General features: G+C 70.9%; 15 protein-coding genes. 5 read left to right on the top strand and 10 right to left on the bottom strand.

Going from position 1 to position 17,493, the window contains the following annotated elements:
- Positions 1-101 precede the first annotated feature (101 nt).
- Genes ACT1U9_RS12675 through ACT1U9_RS12720 form a run of 10 tightly spaced genes read right to left on the bottom strand, consistent with a single transcriptional unit; the run spans position 102 to position 10,167 of the window.
- Positions 102-1,682, bottom strand: coding sequence for an NADH-quinone oxidoreductase subunit N (locus ACT1U9_RS12675; protein ID WP_444538413.1), 1,581 nt, complete (start codon positions 1,680-1,682; stop codon positions 102-104).
- Positions 1,679-3,235: an NADH-quinone oxidoreductase subunit M gene (locus tag ACT1U9_RS12680; RefSeq protein WP_444539085.1), complete on the bottom strand. Its 1,557-nt coding sequence runs from the start codon at positions 3,233-3,235 to the stop codon at positions 1,679-1,681. The genes ACT1U9_RS12675 and ACT1U9_RS12680 overlap by 4 nt, the downstream gene beginning before the upstream one ends.
- Before the next feature lie 27 nt (positions 3,236-3,262).
- Entirely contained in the window at positions 3,263-5,263 is a 2,001-nt protein-coding gene (locus ACT1U9_RS12685) for an NADH-quinone oxidoreductase subunit 5 family protein (protein WP_444538414.1), read from the bottom strand.
- Positions 5,260-5,619 carry an NADH-quinone oxidoreductase subunit NuoK gene (nuoK, locus tag ACT1U9_RS12690; protein ID WP_188276430.1) on the bottom strand — a complete coding sequence of 120 codons (360 nt, stop codon included), beginning with the start codon at positions 5,617-5,619 and terminating at the stop codon, positions 5,260-5,262. The genes ACT1U9_RS12685 and nuoK overlap by 4 nt, the downstream gene beginning before the upstream one ends.
- Positions 5,619-6,200, bottom strand: coding sequence for an NADH-quinone oxidoreductase subunit J family protein (locus ACT1U9_RS12695; RefSeq protein ID WP_444539086.1), 582 nt, complete (start codon positions 6,198-6,200; stop codon positions 5,619-5,621). The genes nuoK and ACT1U9_RS12695 overlap by 1 nt, the downstream gene beginning before the upstream one ends.
- Positions 6,200-6,889, bottom strand: coding sequence for a NuoI/complex I 23 kDa subunit family protein (locus ACT1U9_RS12700; protein WP_444538415.1), 690 nt, complete (start codon positions 6,887-6,889; stop codon positions 6,200-6,202). The genes ACT1U9_RS12695 and ACT1U9_RS12700 overlap by 1 nt, the downstream gene beginning before the upstream one ends.
- On the bottom strand, positions 6,889-7,857 hold the full coding sequence (locus ACT1U9_RS12705) for a complex I subunit 1/NuoH family protein (RefSeq protein ID WP_188276432.1): 969 nt from the start codon (positions 7,855-7,857) through the stop codon (positions 6,889-6,891). The genes ACT1U9_RS12700 and ACT1U9_RS12705 overlap by 1 nt, the downstream gene beginning before the upstream one ends.
- Positions 7,854-9,059, bottom strand: a complete 1,206-nt coding sequence (locus tag ACT1U9_RS12710; RefSeq protein ID WP_444538416.1) for an NADH-quinone oxidoreductase subunit C — start codon at positions 9,057-9,059, stop codon at positions 7,854-7,856. Before ACT1U9_RS12710 ends, ACT1U9_RS12705 begins: the two co-directional genes overlap by 4 nt.
- Entirely contained in the window at positions 9,056-9,778 is a 723-nt protein-coding gene (locus ACT1U9_RS12715; protein WP_444538417.1) for an NADH-quinone oxidoreductase subunit B, read from the bottom strand. The genes ACT1U9_RS12710 and ACT1U9_RS12715 overlap by 4 nt, the downstream gene beginning before the upstream one ends.
- On the bottom strand, positions 9,769-10,167 hold the full coding sequence (locus tag ACT1U9_RS12720) for an NADH-quinone oxidoreductase subunit A (protein WP_444538418.1): 399 nt from the start codon (positions 10,165-10,167) through the stop codon (positions 9,769-9,771). Before ACT1U9_RS12720 ends, ACT1U9_RS12715 begins: the two co-directional genes overlap by 10 nt.
- 303 nt (positions 10,168-10,470) lie before the next feature.
- On the opposite strand from ACT1U9_RS12720, the gene ACT1U9_RS12725 reads away from it, so the two are divergent.
- The 5 genes from ACT1U9_RS12725 (at position 10,471) to ACT1U9_RS12745 (ending at position 17,431) form a co-directional block, all read left to right on the top strand.
- Positions 10,471-11,724: a sensor histidine kinase gene (locus ACT1U9_RS12725; RefSeq protein ID WP_444538419.1), complete on the top strand. Its 1,254-nt coding sequence runs from the start codon at positions 10,471-10,473 to the stop codon at positions 11,722-11,724.
- A gap of 216 nt (positions 11,725-11,940) precedes the next feature.
- On the top strand, positions 11,941-13,251 hold the full coding sequence (locus ACT1U9_RS12730; RefSeq protein ID WP_444539087.1) for a sensor histidine kinase: 1,311 nt from the start codon (positions 11,941-11,943) through the stop codon (positions 13,249-13,251).
- Between the two features lie 238 nt (positions 13,252-13,489).
- Positions 13,490-14,149, top strand: a complete 660-nt coding sequence (locus tag ACT1U9_RS12735) for a response regulator transcription factor (protein WP_317453767.1) — start codon at positions 13,490-13,492, stop codon at positions 14,147-14,149.
- Positions 14,150-14,442: 293 nt separating this feature from the next.
- Positions 14,443-16,389 (top strand): 2-oxoacid:acceptor oxidoreductase subunit alpha, encoded by a 1,947-nt coding sequence (locus ACT1U9_RS12740; protein ID WP_444538420.1) that lies wholly within the window; start codon positions 14,443-14,445, stop codon positions 16,387-16,389.
- Positions 16,382-17,431 (top strand): 2-oxoacid:ferredoxin oxidoreductase subunit beta, encoded by a 1,050-nt coding sequence (locus ACT1U9_RS12745; protein WP_444538421.1) that lies wholly within the window; start codon positions 16,382-16,384, stop codon positions 17,429-17,431. The genes ACT1U9_RS12740 and ACT1U9_RS12745 overlap by 8 nt, the downstream gene beginning before the upstream one ends.
- The last annotated feature ends 62 nt before the right edge of the window (positions 17,432-17,493 follow it).

Here is a 17,493-nt window from a genome sequence, read left to right on the forward strand (position 1 = left end):
GTGCGTGCGAAGGGGCCGATCGGCGTAGTCGGCCTCTCGCGAGAGGCCGACCGGGTGCTCGGGAAACGGGTGCTGAGAAGCGGGCGTCCGGAAGCGGGCGCTCAGAACAGGCTGATCGACGCGAAGTGCAGGGCCACCTGGGGCATGCCCGACAGGGCGATGCCCGCGACGGCCGTCAGCGCGATGGCGACGGTGAGCGGGGCTGGGATGCCGGGACGAGCCGGGCGCGGGGCGGGCGCCGCAGCTGCCTCTTCGGTCCCCTCGGCCCCTTCGGCCTCTGCAACCGCCTCCGGCGCCCGGAACAGCACCGCAGTCCACCGCAGGTAGTAGTACAGGGCGATCACGACGTTGAACGCCATGACGACCGCCAGCCAGCCGAGGCCCGCGTCGACCGCCGCCGAGAAGACCGTCACCTTGGCGAACAGGCCGATGATGCCCGGCGGCAGACCGGCCAGGCAGAGCAGGAAGAAGCCCAGCGCGAGCGCGGCGAACGGCCGCTCGGCGTACAGGCCGCGGTAGTCGGAGAGACGGTTCAGCGGCCGCGTACGGGCGACCAGCGCGGCCACCGCGAACGCGCCGAGGTTCACCACGGCGTACATCAGGGCGTACGCGACGGTGGCGCCGACCTGGGCGTCGCTGGAGTACGCGGCCGCCGCGATCGGTACGAGGAGGTAGCCGGCCTGGCCGACCGAGGACCAGGCGAGCAGCCTGATCGCGCTGTACGCGCGCGTGGCCGACTGCCGCAGCGCCGCCACATTGCCGATGGTCATCGTCAGGGCGGCCACGACCGCGAGGGCCGGGCCCCACACGTCCGCGTACGCGGGGAAGGCGATGACGGTCACCAGGATCAGGCCGGAGAAACCGACCGCCTTGCCGACCACCGACAAGTAGGCGGCGACAGGCAGGGGCGCGCCTACGTAGGTGTCGGGCACCCAGAAGTGGAAGGGCACGGCGGCCGTCTTGAAGGCGAAGCCCACCAGGGTGAGCGCGACGCCCGTCTGGGCGAGCGTGTCCAGCTGGAAGGGCACGTCGGCGAGGCGGTTGGCGATCTCGTTGAGGTGCAGGGTGCCCGTCGCCGCGTACACGAAGCTGACGCCGAGGAGCATCACGGCGGTCGCGGTCACCGAGGAGAGGAAGAACTTCAGGGCCGCCTCGGAGGACAGCCGGTCGCCCCTCTTGAGGCCGACGAGCGCGAAGGCCGGCAGCGAGGCGACCTCAAGTGCGACCACCAGGGTCGCCAGGTCGCGCGAGGCGGGCAGCAGCGCGGCGCCGGCGGCCGAGGAGAGCAACAGGAACCAGAACTCGCCCGCGGGCAGCTTCTCCTTGGTCTCCGTCATCGACAGCAGTGCGGTCAGCAGGGCGCCGCCGAGCACGACGAACTGGAGCACCAGCGTGAAGCGGTCGACGGTGTAGCTGCACGCCTCGGGGTTGGTCGTGAGGCAGAAGGTCGAGCGCGTCGACTTGTGCAGCGGGATCAGGAAGAGCAGCGCGGCGACGAGCCCCGCGACCGCGCCCCAGCCGAGCAGCGGCTTGCGGCTCTTGGGCACGAACAGGTCGGCGACCAGCACGATCAGCGCGACGGCCGCGGTGATCACCGGCGGGGCGATCGCGACCCAGTCGACGGACTGGACGACGCCTGCTGCGCCGGTGACGGATGCGGCGCTTGCGGCGGCCACGGTCACGACTTGCCTCCTGCGAGGAGCTTGTGGACGGCCGGATCGGTGAGGCCGAGGAGGACCGCGGGCCAGAGGCCGGCGAGGACGGTGAGGGCCACGAGCGGGCTCCAGGAGGCGACTTCGTACCCCTGGACGTCGGCGAGCCGCGGCTCCTGCGGCTGGGTGCCCGGCGTGCCCATGCAGACGCGGCGCACGACGACGAGCAGATACGCGGCGGTGAGCAGCGTGCCGACGGCCGCGATCGACATGAAGGTGAGGAACGCGGGGCGGCTCAGACCGTCGGCGGGCTTGAACGCGCCGAACATCGACAGCATCTCGCCCCAGAACCCGGCCAGTCCCGGCAGCCCGAGCGAGGCGACGGCCGCGAAGGCGATCAGGCCGCCCAGGCGCGGGGCCCGGCCGTAGAGCGCGGCGCCGGTCGCGCCGGAGAGGGTGTCCAGGTCGGCGGTGCCGTACCGGTCCTTGAGGGCTCCGACCAGGAAGAACAGCAGGCCGGTGATGAGGCCGTGGGCGATGTTGGCGAACAGCGCGCCGTTGACGCCGGTGGGGGTCATGCTCGCGATGCCGAGGAGCACGAAGCCCATGTGGCCGACGGAGGAGTACGCGATGAGGCGCTTCAGATCGCCCTTGTTGCCCCGCTTGGCCAGCGCCAGGCAGGCCAGCGAACCGTAGATGATCCCGGCGACCGCGAAGGCCGCCAGATAGGGGGCGAACCGGTGCATTCCATCAGGTGCGATCGGCAGCACGATCCGGACGAACCCGTATGTACCCATCTTCAGCAGCACGCCGGCCAGCAGCACCGAACCGACGGTCGGCGCGGCGGTGTGGGCGTCCGGGAGCCAGCTGTGCAGCGGCCACATCGGGGTCTTCACGGCGAGCCCGATCCCGATCGCCAAAACGGCGATGACCTGCACCGATGTGGTCATGCTCCGGCCGTTGTCAGTGGCGAGTGCCACCATGTCGAAGGTGCCGGTCTTCAGCCCGATCAGCAGCAGGCCGAGAAGCATGACCACGGAACCGAGCAGGGTGTAGAGGATGAACTTCCAGGCGGCGGCCTGCCGTTGCTCGCCGCCCCAGCGGGCGATGAGGAAGTACATCGGGATGAGCACCATCTCGAACGCGAGGAAGAAGAGCAGCAGGTCGAGGACGGCGAAGGTGGCGAGGGTGCCGGACTCCAGGACGAGCAGGAGCGCGACGAACGCCTTCGGGGACGGGCCCGCGGGCATCTTGAAGTAGCTGTACAGCGCGCAGAGGAAGGTCAGCAGCGCGGTCAGGACGAGAAGGGGGAGCGAGATGCCGTCGATGCCGAGGTGGATGCGCACGTTCAGCGTGGGGATCCACTTGATGTCCGTCGTGGCCTGCATCGTCGACGGGTGGTCGCGGTCGAAGCCGAGCGCCAGGACGATCGCCGCGAGCAGGATCGCGCCGGTGACGGTCACGCCGTGGCGGAGCACGGCCTGGTCGGGGGACTTCCCCTTCAGCCCGGGCGGGGCGGGCAGGAGCGCCGCGACCGCGCCGAGGAGCGGGCCGACCACGAGGAACGCGAGAAGGAACTGCATCACGGACGCGCTGATATCAATCACGGCTCACGATCCGGCGTTGACGTTGGCAAGGACGACGGCGACGAGCGCCAGGACGGCGGAGCCGGCGAGCAGCGCGCTGAGATAGGTCTGCACATTGCCGGTCTGGGCCTTGCGGACGGCCGCGCCCAGCCAGCGGGGAAGGGCGCCCGCGCCCTGTACGTAGGTGTCGACGACCTCGCGGTCCAGGAAGCGGACCAGCGTGGCGGCGGCGAGCACGGGGCGGACGAACAGCGTCCGGTAGACCGCGTCGAGGTGGAAGCCGGTGGCCGCGTGGCGGTGCAGCGGGCCGAGCAGCAGCCGTCCCGGGTCGGCCGGATCGGGGGCCGAGGCGATGTCGCCGTACGCCGGGGTTTGGCTGGCGATGGCCGCTTCCTCGACGAGCCCTCCGTCCGCCTCCGGGTGGGCGGCGACCGCGCCGAGCGGGGTGCGGGCGGCCAGGGTGCTGGTGTGCCGCCAGGTGGCGTATGTGACGAGCCCGCCGACCAGGGCGACGCCGGTCGACAGGACCGACGTGGTCAGGGCCGGGGTGAGCGCGTGGCCGTCGAACCAGTCGTCGATGTAGCCGGTGGTGAGACCGAAGGCGAGCGACGGGATGGCCAGGACCCAGAGCACGGCGTTCATGGCGACGGGCTGGCGGCCGTGGTCCGGGGCCGGTGAGCCCTTGCCCCGGAAGGCCATCAGCCACAGGCGGGTGGCGTACGCGGCGGTGAGCAGGGCGGTCAGCAGACCGGCGAGCAGCACGATCCAGCCGGTGGCCTCGGGGGCGACGGTGCTGTCCCCGAGGGCGGTGTGCTCGGCGGCCGACAGGACGGCTTCCTTGGAGAAGAAGCCGGCGAAGGGAGGGATCGCGGCGAGCGCGAGCAGGGCGACGGTCATCGTCCAGTACGCGTCGGGGATGCGCTTGGCGAGGCCGTCCATACGGGACATGGCGGCCAGGGAGTTGGTGCCGGCGGCGTGGATGATCACGCCGGCCGCGAGGAACAGCAGCGCCTTGAAGGCGCCGTGCGAGAGGAGGTGGAAGACGGCGGCACCACGGTCGCCGACGGCCAGCGCGCCCGACATATAGCCGAGCTGACCGATGGTCGAGTAGGCGAGGACGCGCTTGATGTCGTCCTGTGCGAGGGCGGCGAGCGCCGAGCCGACCATCGTGACGGCGGCCATCACGGCGAGCACGGTCAGCGCGGCGGCGGAGGCCGCGAAGACGGGGAGGAGCCGGGCCACGAAGTAGATACCGGCGGCGACCATGGTCGCGGCGTGGATCAGCGCGGAGACGGGGGTCGGGCCCGCCATCGCGTCGGGCAGCCAGGTGTGCAGCGGGAACTGCGCGGACTTGCCCGCCACACCCGCGAGGAGCAGCAGGGCGATCAGCGTGGGGTGGTCGATCCCGCCGGTGAGGGCGGCCTGGACGACCCCGGTGATGCGGAACGTTCCGGCGTCCGTGGCCAGCGCGAACAGACCGATCAGGAAGGGGACGTCACCGAGCTTGGTGACCAGGAAGGCCTTCAGCGAGGCGGCGCGGGCCTCGGGGGTCTCCCAGTAGTGGCCGACCAGGAAGTACGAGCAGATGCCCATGATCTCCCAGCCGACCAGGAGCACCATCAGGTCGCCGGAGTAGACGACGAGCAGCATCGCGGAGGTGAAGAGGGAGACGAGAGCGGCGTACGAGGGGTAGCGCGGGTCGTCGCGCAGATACCCGGTGGAGTACAGCTGCACACAGGTCGCCACCAGGCCGACCAGGACCGCGACGAGGACGGCGAAGCCGTCGAGGTGCAGGGTCAGGTCGATCGGGACGGACCCGGTCGGGGTGAGCCGCCGGGAGGCGTCGATCGACTTGCCGCCGCCCTGGTCCACGGCGACGACGACGGCCAGGACGAGCGCGGCCAGCGTCGGCAGTACGGCCAGCGGGCGTACGTAACCGGGAGCGGTGCGGCCGAGCAGCAGTCCGGCCGCGGCGCCCAGGAACGGAAGGAGGGGGACGAGGACGGCGAGGGTCGTGGTGGTCACGCGGCGGCCTCAGCCTTCTGTGCCGGGGCGGCGGGGTCGTCGGGGCCGGAGCCCTCGGCCGTGTCGCGGAGCTTGTCGATGTCCGCGGTGCCGCGGTTGCGGTACACGGCCAGCACGATCGCCAGGCCGATGCCGATCTCGGCGGCGGCGATGGCGATGGTGAACAGGGTGAGCGCCTGGCCGGCGTGGAGGGTGTCGCGCAGCCATACGTCGAAGGCGACGAGGTTGAGGTTGACGGCGTTGAGCATCAGCTCGACGGACATCAGGACCAGGATCGCGTTGCGGCGCGCGAGCACCCCGTACACACCGGTGCAGAAGAGGAGGACGGCGAGAGCGGCCGGATAGATCAGGTGCATCAGCGCTGCTCCTTGTCTCTGGGGGCGTCGTCGCCGCCGCTCTTGCGGGACATGACGATCGCGCCGACGAGTGCGGCGAGAAGGAGGACGGAGAGCGCTTCGAACGGCAGCACCCAGTGCCGGAAGAGGATCGAGCCGGTGACCTTGGTCGAGCCCTGGCCGGGGCCGTCGACGTTGATCCAGGTCGTACGGAAGGCGTCCAGGACGACCCAGAGCAGCGAGCCGGCCGCGGCGAGGGCGACGGCGAGGGCGGCCCACCGGTTGCCCGAGTCGGCGTCCGGGGAGCGGCCGATCGGGGCCCTGGTCAGCATCAGCCCGAACAGGAGGAGGACCACGACGGAACCGACATAGATGAGGACCTGCACCCACGCGATGAACTCGGCGGTGAGCAGGAGGTACTCGACGGCGATGCCGCCGAGCGCCACGACCAGCCAGAGGGCGGCGTGCACCAGTTGCTTCGTCGTGACCGTGAGGACGGCCGCGCCGAAGGTCACGGCGCCGACGAGGAGGAAGGCGATCTCGACCCCGGTCGGGGAGAGAAAGCCGTGGTGCACGGCGTGCGGACCCTGCGCGAGGAGCATCATGCCTGGCCCTCCTCGGGCTTGGGCTCGGCGGCCTTGGTCTCGGGGGCAGCGGCCCCGGCAGCTGCCTCGGGGGACGCGGTGGCTTCGGTGGTCGCGGCTGCCTCGGCCGCTGCGGCGAGCTTCTCCGCCGTCTTGCGGGCCGACGCGACCTCCTTGGGCTCTTCCGCCGCCGGGTCGAGCGCGGGCGGGGCCGGGACCGTCCACATCCAGTCGCGGAGCTTGTCGCGCTCGTGGGTGAGTTCGTGGATGTCCGTCTCCGCGTACTCGAACTCGGGCGACCAGAACAGCGCGTCGAAAGGACACACCTCGATGCAGATACCGCAGTACATGCAGAGCGAGAAGTCGATGGCGAAGCGGTCGAGGACGTTGCGGCTGCGCTCGCGGCCGCCTTCGACCGCGGCCGGGATCGTCTCCTTGTGGGAGTCGATGTAGATGCACCAGTCGGGGCACTCGCGGGCGCAGAGCATGCAGACCGTGCAGTTCTCCTCGAACAGGCCGATCACGCCCCGGCTGCGGGGCGGGAGTTCGGGCTGGACGTCCGGGTACTGCGCGGTGACCGTCTTCTTGGTCATCGTGCGGAGCGTCACGGCCAGGCCCTTGGCGAGGCCGGAGCCGGGGAAGCGGCGGGTGGGCGGAACGTCCGCGGCGTTCGCGGCGCTCGCCGCGTTCGCAGGGTGTGCAGCCATCAGCTGATCGCCACCTTCACGATGCCGGTGAGCGCGATCTGCGCGAGAGCGAGGGGGATGAGCGTGGTCCAGGCGAGTTTCTGCAACTGGTCCTCGCGGAGCCGGGGGTAACTGACACGCAGCCAGATGACGATGAAGGCGAGGACCGCGGTCTTGAGGAGCGTCCACACCCAGCCGAGCCCGTCGGCGCCGAAGGGGCCGTGCCAGCCGCCCAGGAACAGGACGGTGGTGAGGCCGCACAGGACGACGATCCCGGCGTACTCGGCGAGCAGGAAGAGGGCGAAGCGCAGGCCCGTGTACTCGGTGTACGCGCCGAAGATGATCTCTGAGTCGGCGACGGGCATGTCGAAGGGCGGGCGCTGGAGTTCGGCGAGGCCGGCCACGAAGAAGACCAGGGCGCCGACGATCTGCCAGGGCAGCCACCACCACTCGAAGGCGTTGAGGATGCCGGGCAGGGAGACCGTACCGGCCGCCATCGCCACGGAGGCGGCGGCGAGCAGCATCGGCAGCTCGTACGCGAGGAGCTGGGCGGCGGTGCGCAGTCCGCCGAGGAGGGAGAACTTGTTGGCCGAGGCCCAGCCCGCCATCAGCGAGCCGAGCACGCCGACGCCCATGACCGCGAGTACGAAGAAGATGCCCGCGTCGACCACCTGGCCGACCGCGCCCTCGCTCGGGCCGACGGGGATCGCGACCAGGACGAGGAGGTACGGGAGCAGGGCGACGGCGGGGGCGAGCTGGAAGACGCGGCGGTCGGCGTCGGCCGGGACCACGTCCTCCTTCTGCGCGAACTTCACGCCGTCCGCGACGAGCTGGGCCCAGCCGTGGAAGCCACCGGCGTACATCGGGCCGAGGCGGCCCTGCATATGGGCCATGACCTTGTGCTCGGTCTGCCCGATGACGAGGGGCAGGACGAGGAACACGCCGAAGACGACGAGGAGCCGGAGGGCGACGTCGAGTGCGTCGTTCACGCGGGTTCGCCTCCGGCGGGGGTGTCGTGGTCGTCGGGGTCGGGCTCGGGCTCGGCCTTGGGCTTGGCCTCGGCCGACTCGGGTGCGGGCGGCTCCGCCGGCGTGGTCGGCTCTGCGGGGCCATCGGGTTGAGCCGGTTTGGCCTCAGCCTTGGTGCCGGTCCCGGCCTCTGTGTCCGTCGGGCTCGGGGTGGCCGGGGGCTCGTCGAACGCCGGGCGGGGGTTGTTCCAGGGCGCGTCCGTGCTGCGGGTGCGCGGTGGAGGAGTGGCTTCCGGGCTCACGGGCGGCTGCGCCTGGGAGGCCGAGCCGTCTGCGGCACTGCGGCTGCGGCGCGGGGTACGCGGTGGTGCCCCGGCTTCCGGCGCGGTCGGCGCACCGGCTTCCGTGGTCTGCGAGGCCGAGCCCTCCGACGCACTGCGTGTGCGGCGCGGGGACGGAGCAGGTGCGTCCGCCACCGGCGGAGTCAACGCCTCCGGGGCTGCCTCGGACACCGGGGCCGCCTGCGACGCCGAGCCCTCCGCGACCGAGCGGGCGCGGCGGACCGGGCGGTCGCCCGCTGCGCGCGGGGTGCGGGCCGGGCGGTCGCCCGCTGCTCGGGGCGTACGGGCGGGGGCCGGGGGGAGTTGGCCCTTCAGCGGGCCCCACTCGTTCGGGTCCGGGACGCCCGGCGGGAGCATCTGGCGGCGCTTGGGGCCGCCGTGGTCCGACTCCCCCGGCTCCTTCGCGCCCGGCCACGCCTTGGCGACCCGCGCGGCGAGGACGAAGTCCTTGCGCAGCGGGTGGCCCTCGAAGCCCTCGGGCAGGAGAAGGGGGATCAGGTTGGGGTGGCCCTCGAAGTCCACGCCGAACATCTCGTGGGTCTCGCGCTCGTGCCAGGCCGCGCCCGCGTAGACGTCGACGGCCGAGGCGAGGACGGGTGCGGTGTGCGACACGGTCGTACGGACGAGGAGGCGACGGACCCGGCGGCCCTCCAGTGCGACGACGTGGGCGCAGATACGGAAGCCGGTGCCCGGCTCGTCGACCGCGCTCAGCCAGTCGAAGTACGTGCAGCCCAGCTTGTCGCGCGCGATCTCCAGCGCGGCGATCCAGGAGCCGACGGGGACATCGACCGTGAGCAGGCCGTACGCCTCCTCGGCCGTGGCCTCCTCGCCGAAGATCTCCGTGACGGCGTCCGGCAGACGGTCGTACGCGGTCGTGCTCACTGCGTGTCCCCCGCCGTCGGCGTGTCGCCCGAACCGTCGGAAGTGGCCGAGCCGTCCGCAGCCCCACCGGCGAAAGCACCACCCGAAGCGCCCGGCAGCGGAGGCGCCTTGACCAGCCCGCTCGTCAGCTGCGCCGTCGTCGCCGTCGTGCTGTAGCGCTCGCCGAGCGACTCGCGGGCGATCTTCTCCTGGAGCTTGAGGATGCCCTGGAGGAGCGCCTCTGGGCGGGGCGGGCAGCCGGGGACGTACACGTCGACCGGGATGATCTGGTCGACGCCCTTGGTCACCGAGTACGAGTCCCAGTACGGGCCGCCGCAGTTGGAGCAGGCGCCGAAGGAGATGACGTACTTCGGCTCGGGCATCTGCTCGTACAGACGCTTCACGGCCGGTGCCATCTTGTCCGTCACCGTGCCCGAGACGATCATGAGGTCGGCCTGGCGCGGGCCGGGCGCGAAGGGGATCACGCCGAGCCGGATGAAGTCGTGGCGGGCCATCGAGGCCGCGATGAACTCGATGGCGCAGCACGCGAGTCCGAAGTTGAACACCCAGAGGCTGTAGCGGCGGCCCCAGTTGAGGACCACCTTCATCGGCTCGGGGGCCAACCGGGAGAGCACGCCCAGGCGCTGACCCTGTCCGCCCGCAGAAGCACCCGCGGAGGAGCCGTTTTCGGCCACGGTCGGCGTGGGCAGGAACTGAGGATCCGGAGTCGTCACGTCCATTCGAGGACGCCCTTCTTCCATGCGTAGAGCAGTCCCACGGCCAGGAAGCCGAGGAAGATGAACATCTCGACCAGCGTGGCCGCGCCGTATCCGGGGGCGGCGAAGACCGTCGCCCACGGGAAGAGGAAGATCGAGTCGACGGCGAAGATCACGTACAGGAAGGCGTAGACGTAGTAGCGCACCTGCGTGTGCGCCCAGCCCTCGCCGACGGGGTCCACCCCGCACTCGTACGTGAGCAGTTTCTCCGGTGTCGGGACCACGGGCCGCAGCAGCCGCCCGGCTCCGAAGGCCACCGCGACGAAGAGCACGCCGATGAGGGCGAGCAGTCCGACGACCGAGTAGCTGTGGAAGTAGCCCGCCGACAGCTGGGTTACGGTCGGTTCCGGCACGTCCGCCCCTCGCTCCCTGACCTCGTTGCAGTGTGTTCGACGATCTGTACGCACGGGAGTCTAGGCCCTGCTAAGGGCACGGTAAGCAGGTGTCTCACCCAGGTTGCACACCTGGCGCCCGCGCGGCGGTGTCCGGAAGACGACCGGGGGCCGTGTCCTGATCATGTCGGCGTACGGGCCCGGCCGCGCGCGCGGGCGCTCGCGATCCGCGCACGCCCCGCGCCCCGGGGTGGGGTTTTCCCCAGGAAAACGCGCATACCTACCCCATGGCGCCGGACCCGGCGGCCCGGCAGGCTTGGCTCCATGACCAGCACCTTCCGCGACGAGCAGCGACCCGGCCGACGGCCCGGCAGGCCGCACGACCAGGCGTACGACCAGGGACACGAGGCGCACGACGGCACCCCGCCCCCCGTGCGGTTCGCGTACGACGCGTACACCTGGAAGGAGATCGCGCATCTCCTCGCCAATCTACCGATGGCGCTCATCGGCTTCGTCTACGTCGTCGTGCTCGTCTTCACCGGCGCCGGGCTCTCCGTCACCGTGATCGGGCTGCCGCTGCTCGCGGTCGGTCTGGTCGGCGCGCGGCAGCTGGGCAAGCTGGAGCGCGCGCGGGCGCGCGCGCTTCTCGGCGTACGGATCGACGAGCCCACGCCGATCCCGGCGGGCGGGTTGCGGCCGGGCGGGCGCGGCGGCGGTCTGCGCTGGCTGTGGTCGAGCCTCAAGGACCCGGTCGGCTGGCGGAATGTTCTGTACGAGTTCATCCGGCTGCCGTGGGGCGTGCTGACGTTCGCGGTCACGCTCACCGCGTTCTTCGTGGCCTGGCCGTTCCTCGGGCTCATCGCCCGGGGGCTCACCAATGTCGACCGGATGATGGTGCGCGGGCTGCTCTCGCCCTCGGACGATCTGGAGCGGCGGATCGCCGAACTGGAGTCGGACCGCGGGGTGGTCGTGGACACGGCGGCCGCCGATCTGCGCCGGATCGAACGCGATCTGCACGACGGCGCCCAGGCCCGGCTCGTCGCCCTCGCCATGGGGCTCGGCCTCGCCAAGGAGAAGCTGCTCGAAGACCCCGACGCGGCGGCCGCGATGGTCGACGAGGCCCACGGCGAGGTCAAACTCGCCCTCCAGGAACTGCGCGACCTGGCCCGGGGCATCCACCCCGCGGTCCTCACCGACCGCGGCCTCGACGCCGCGCTCTCCTCCGTCGCCTCCCGCTGCACCGTCCCGGTGCGGGTCACGTGCGACGTGCGGGAACGCCCGGCGGCCGCCATCGAGGGCATCGCCTACTTCACCGTCTCCGAACTGCTCCAGAACGTCAGCAAGCACAGCGGCGCGAAGGCCGCGTCGGTCGAGGTGTGGCGGGCGGGCGACCGGCTGCTCATCCAGGTCGAGGACGACGGGCGCGGGGGCGCGCGGCTGGACGGCGGTACGGGCATGGCGGGCCTCGCCGAACGCCTCGGCGCGGTGGACGGGCTGTTCGTGCTCGACTCGCCGGTGGGCGGCCCGACGATCGTCACGGCCGAACTGCCGTGGCGCGCGCGGGGGCCGAAGGAGTAGCCCAGGGCCCATAACCGGGGCCGAGGGTAGGGAAAACCCCCGGTCGTACACGGTGACCGGCTCCATGGTCCGGCTCCGCCGCAACCAGCAGTCTGGATACGTACGGCAGCGCGGTCACCCCGTACAACGCACCACGCACGACCCACCGCGTACGCCCCCCCGTACGCATCCCCCGCGGACAACAGCGTCAGAGACTGAACGGACGGACCGATGATCATGGACACGGAGTACGGGCGGCGGCCGGCTCGGCGGCACTTCCTTCCGCCGGCGCTGCGTGCGCCGCTGGAGGCCCGGACCTTCCGTGAGTTCGGCTATCTGCTGCTCAGCCTGCCGATCAGCATCGTGATGTTCACCTGGGCGGTCACCATCGTGTCGCTGGGCGCGGGGCTGCTGATCACGTTCCTCGGGATTCCGGTGCTCGCGGCCGGGCTCCTCGCGTGCCGGGCGTTCGGCTCGATGGAGCGGACCCGGGCGCGGGCGCTGCTCGGCGTGGACGTCGCCGCGCCGCAGCCGATCCGCTCCAAGGGCGGGCCGATGGGGTGGATCGGGGCCGTCCTGAAGAGCGGCGTCTCCTGGCGCCACCTGCTGTACTCGCTGCTGCACTTCCCGTGGGCGGTGTTCGCCTTCGTCGTCTCGCTGTCGCTGTGGGTGTACGGCTGGGCGCTGCTGACGTATCCGCTGTGGCAGTGGGTCTTCCCCACGTACACCGGGCACGGCGGGATCCAGCTCTACGGCGACGGGACGCACAACTTCTATCTGGACTCGCCGTTCGAGATCACGGTGACCTCGCTCGTGGGGCTTGCCGTGACGCTGGCCGTGCCGTGGCTGATCCGGGGGCTCGCGCATGTGGACCGGGGCCTGGTCGTCGGGCTGCTCGGGCCGTCGCGGCTTGAGGAGCGGGTGGTGGAACTGGAGTCGGACCGGGGCGTGGTCGTGGACACGTCGGCCGCTGACCTGCGGCGCATCGAACGCGATCTGCACGACGGGGCGCAGGCCCGGCTCGTCGCCCTCGCGATGGATCTGGGGCTCGCGAAGGAGAAGCTGACCGAGGACCCGCAGGCCGCGGCGAAGATGGTGGACGAGGCGCACGGCGAGGTGAAGGTGGCGCTCCAGGAGCTGCGCGACCTGGCCCGGGGCATCCACCCCGCGGTCCTCACCGACCGGGGTCTGGACGCCGCGCTCTCCTCCGTCGCCTCCCGCTGCACCGTCCCGGTGCAGGTGGAGGTGGATCTGCCGGGTCGGCCGGTGCCCGCGATCGAGGGCATCGCGTACTTCACCGTCTCCGAGCTGCTGCAGAACGTCAGCAAGCACAGCGGGGCGAACCGGGCCATCGTCGATGTGTGGCGGGCGCAGAACCGGCTGATGCTCCAGGTCACGGACAACGGGCGGGGCGGCGCGGCGGTCGACGGCGGCTCGGGGCTCGCGGGCCTGGCCGAGCGGCTGGGCGCGGTGGACGGCATCCTCATCGTCGACTCGCCCCCCGGCGGCCCGACGACGATCACGGCGGAGCTGCCGTGGCGCGCGTAGGAACGATTTCCCAGCGGGCGTAGCAGCGACTTTCCCAACAACTTTCCAGAGGTCCGCGGGGGCTCCGGCGCGAGCCCCCGCCGGGGTACGCGGGCGTCGAGCTCCCGAACCCCGCCGCTCCCCAGGGCTGGATTTCGCCCGGCCCGGTCCGGATGCTGGGATGCTGGGGTGTGCACAACCACAGGGAGTGCACAGCCGAGCAACACCTAGCGGGGGGCTGCAGATCGTGGAGGACAGGGTGCGGGTCGTCATCGCCGAGGATTCAGTGCTGCTTCGGGAGGGCCTGACCCGGCTCCTGACCGACCGGGGCCACGATGTGGTCGCCGGGGTCGGCGATGGAGACGCGCTGGTCAAGACCGTCGGCGAGCTCGCCGACGAGGGTGCGCTGCCGGATGTGGTGGTCGCGGACGTACGGATGCCGCCGACCCACACCGACGAGGGCGTACGGGCCGCGGTGCTGCTGCGGAAGCTGTACCCGGGGGTCGGGGTGCTGGTTCTGTCGCAGTACGTGGAGGAGCGGTACGCCACCGAACTGCTGGCCGGTTCCAGTCGCGGGGTGGGCTATCTGCTCAAGGACCGGGTGGCCGAGGTCAGGGAGTTCGTGGACGCCGTGGTCCGGGTCGCGCAGGGCGGCACCGCGCTCGACCCCGAGGTGGTGGCCCAGCTGCTCGGCCGCAGCCGCAAGCAGCACGTACTGGCGGGGCTCACGCCGCGTGAGCGCGAGGTCCTCGGTCTGATGGCCGAGGGACGCACGAATTCCGCGATCGCGAGGCAGCTGGTGGTCAGCGACGGTGCGGTGGAGAAGCACGTGAGCAACATCTTCCTGAAGCTCGGGCTCTCCCCGAGTGACGGGGATCACCGGCGGGTACTCGCGGTGCTGACCTATCTCAACTCCTGAACACCTGACACCCTGTCAGATACGGCAGGCGGCCGGACACGGCAGACGAGGGCGGGGCGCGTAGGTCCGGGGACCTAGCACCAAAGAATGAGCTCGACCGAACGAGGGGCGACACGCGGGAAGACGCCGGGGGGCGACTGAACCATGACAAACCAGGACACTGGATCGTCCCAAAAGGGCGTCCACGATGTGACCGGTCCAAGGAAGGCGACCCTTACCGACGTAGGGTGGGCTGTGGAGCGACCGGTACGCCCGGCGCGCCCGAGCAGCCCGTCCGAGGGAGGTCCAGTTCAGTGACCAGCCAGGTCAGTACGCCAGCCGAGCAGGCAGACGGGGCCAATGAGGCCGTCGTCGGGGAACCGCGCAAGCCCGTCGGCGAAAAAGGCGAGAAAGAAGTCAAGCGCCTCGACCGGGTGATCATCCGCTTCGCGGGTGACTCGGGCGACGGCATGCAGCTGACCGGTGACCGCTTCACCTCGGAGACCGCCTCGTTCGGCAACGACCTCTCGACCCTGCCGAACTTCCCGGCCGAGATCCGCGCCCCTGCCGGAACCCTCCCGGGCGTGTCCAGCTTCCAGCTCCACTTCGCCGACCACGACATCCTCACCCCGGGCGACGCGCCCAACGTCCTCGTCGCGATGAACCCCGCCGCCCTCAAGGCCAACCTCGCGGACGTGCCGCGCGGCGCGGAGATCATCGTCAACACCGACGAGTTCACCAAGCGCCCCATGGCCAAGGTCGGCTACACCACCAGCCCGCTGGAGGACGGCACCCTGGACGCCTACCGCGTCCACCCCGTGCCGCTCACCACGCTGACGGTGGAGGCGCTGAAGGACTTCGGGCTCTCGCGCAAGGAAGCCGAACGCTCCAAGAACATGTTCGCGCTGGGCCTGCTGAGCTGGATGTACCACCGGCCCACCGAGAACACCGAGGCGTTCCTGCGCCGCAAGTTCGCGAGCAAGCCGGACATCGCCGAGGCGAACGTGACCGCGTTCCGGGCAGGCTGGAACTTCGGGGAGACCACCGAGGACTTCGCCGTCTCCTACGAAGTCGCCCCCGCGACCACGGCCTTCCCGCCCGGCACCTACCGCAACATCTCCGGCAACCTCGCCCTCGCGTACGGCCTCATCGCCGCCTCCCGCCAGGCCGACCTGCCCCTCTTCCTCGGCTCGTACCCCATCACCCCCGCTTCCGACATCCTCCACGAGCTGTCCAAGCACAAGAACTTCGGCGTCCGCACCTTCCAGGCCGAGGACGAGATCGCCGGTATCGGCGCGGCCCTCGGGGCAGCCTTCGGCGGATCGCTGGCCGTGACCACGACCTCCGGCCCGGGTGTGGCCCTGAAGTCGGAGACCATCGGCCTCGCGGTCTCGCTGGAGCTGCCGCTGCTGATCGTGGACATCCAGCGCGGCGGCCCCTCCACCGGCCTGCCCACCAAGACCGAGCAGGCCGACCTGCTGCAGGCGATGTACGGGCGCAATGGTGAAGCCCCCGTCCCGGTCGTGGCCCCGAAAACGCCCGGTGACTGCTTCACGGCCGCCCTGGAGGCGGCCCGGATCGCGCTCACGTATCGCACGCCGGTGTTCCTGCTCTCCGACGGCTACCTGGCCAACGGTTCGGAGCCGTGGCGAGTTCCCGAGGCGGAGGAACTCCCGGATCTGCGTACGCAGTTCGCCACCGGGCCCAACCACACCCTCGCCGACGGCACCGAGGTGTTCTGGCCGTACAAACGCGACCCGCACACCCTCGCCCGCCCCTGGGCGATCCCCGGCACCCCCGGCCTTGAGCACCGCATCGGCGGCATCGAGAAGCAGGACGGCACCGGCAACATCTCCTACGACCCGGCCAACCACGACCTCATGGTCCGCACCCGCCAGGCCAAGATCGACGGCATCCAGGTCCCCGACCTCGAAGTCGACGACCCGGACAAGGCGAGCACGCTGGTCCTGGGCTGGGGCTCCACGTATGGACCCATCACCGCCGCCGTGCGCCGGCTGCGCGCCCAGGGACAGCCCATCGCCCAGGCGCACCTGCGCCACCTCAACCCCTTCCCGGGGAATCTCGGCGAGGTGCTGATGCGTTATTCCAAGGTGGTGGTTCCGGAGATGAACCTCGGCCAGCTGGCCACGCTCATCCGCGCGAAGTACCTGGTGGACGCGCAGTCGTACAACCAGGTCAACGGAATGCCGTTCAAGGCCGAGCAGCTCGCGACGGCCCTCAAGGAGGCCATCCATGTCTGAGGCGCTGAAGCTGGTCCCCAAGGCCGAGGCCAAGCAGTCGATGAAGGACTTCAAGTCGGACCAGGAGGTCCGCTGGTGCCCCGGCTGCGGCGACTACGCCGTCCTCGCCGCCGTCCAGGGCTTCATGCCCGAACTCGGCCTCGCCAAGGAAAACATCGTCTTCGTCTCCGGCATCGGCTGCTCCAGCCGCTTCCCGTACTACATGAACACCTACGGGATGCACTCCATCCACGGCCGCGCCCCCGCCATCGCCACCGGCCTCGCCACCTCCCGCACCGACCTCTCCGTCTGGGTCGTCACCGGCGACGGCGACGCGCTCTCCATCGGCGGCAACCACCTGATCCACGCCCTGCGCCGCAACGTCAACCTCAAGATCCTGCTGTTCAACAACCGGATCTACGGGCTCACCAAGGGCCAGTACTCGCCCACCTCCGAGGTCGGCAAGATCACGAAGTCGACGCCGATGGGCTCGCTCGACGCGCCCTTCAACCCGGTCTCGCTGGCGCTCGGGGCGGAGGCGTCGTTCGTCGCCCGCACCATCGACTCCGACCGCAAGCACCTCACCGACGTGCTGCGCCAGGCCGCCGACCACTCCGGTACCGCGCTCGTCGAGATCTACCAGAACTGCAACATCTTCAACGACGGCGCCTTCGACATCCTCAAGGACCACGAACAGGCCCAAGAGGCCGTCATCCGCCTGGAGCACGGGCAGCCGATCCGTTTCGGCACCGATCAGCACAAGGGTGTCGTACGCGATCCGGCCACCGGTGATCTGCGAGTTGTCGAGGTCACGGCGGAGAACGAGGCCGACGTCCTCGTCCACGACGCCCACAACCCCTCCCCCACCACCGCCTTCGCCCTCTCCCGCCTCGCGGACCCGGACACCCTGCACCACACGCCCATCGGCGTGCTGCGCTCCGTCCAACGCCCGGTCTACGACACCCAGATGGCCGACCAGCTCGACACCGCCATCGAGCAGCGCGGCAAGGGCGACCTCGCCAACCTCCTCACCGGCAACGACACCTGGACCGTCGTCGGCTGAGGAACAGAGCGAGGGCAACCGGCTGAATCAGTACGGGTGCCCGGCCGGGGAGTCTGCGTGGC

The sequence above is a fragment of the Streptomyces sp. BR1 genome, assembly GCF_052373795.1.
Classification (GTDB): domain Bacteria; phylum Actinomycetota; class Actinomycetes; order Streptomycetales; family Streptomycetaceae; genus Streptomyces.

Coding starts and splice junctions, on each gene's coding strand:
- ACT1U9_RS12695 (WP_444539086.1), bottom strand. CDS start 6,200: ATGCTCCTCGCGCAGGGTCCGCACGCCGTGCACCACGGCTTTCTCTCC.
- ACT1U9_RS12730 (WP_444539087.1), top strand. CDS start 11,941: ATGGACACGGAGTACGGGCGGCGGCCGGCTCGGCGGCACTTCCTTCCG.
- ACT1U9_RS12725 (WP_444538419.1), top strand. CDS start 10,471: ATGACCAGCACCTTCCGCGACGAGCAGCGACCCGGCCGACGGCCCGGC.
- ACT1U9_RS12680 (WP_444539085.1), bottom strand. CDS start 3,235: ATGCAGTTCCTTCTCGCGTTCCTCGTGGTCGGCCCGCTCCTCGGCGCG.
- nuoK (WP_188276430.1), bottom strand. CDS start 5,619: ATGCACCTGATCTATCCGGCCGCTCTCGCCGTCCTCCTCTTCTGCACC.
- ACT1U9_RS12700 (WP_444538415.1), bottom strand. CDS start 6,889: ATGGCTGCACACCCTGCGAACGCGGCGAGCGCCGCGAACGCCGCGGAC.
- ACT1U9_RS12745 (WP_444538421.1), top strand. CDS start 16,382: ATGTCTGAGGCGCTGAAGCTGGTCCCCAAGGCCGAGGCCAAGCAGTCG.
- ACT1U9_RS12715 (WP_444538417.1), bottom strand. CDS start 9,778: ATGGACGTGACGACTCCGGATCCTCAGTTCCTGCCCACGCCGACCGTG.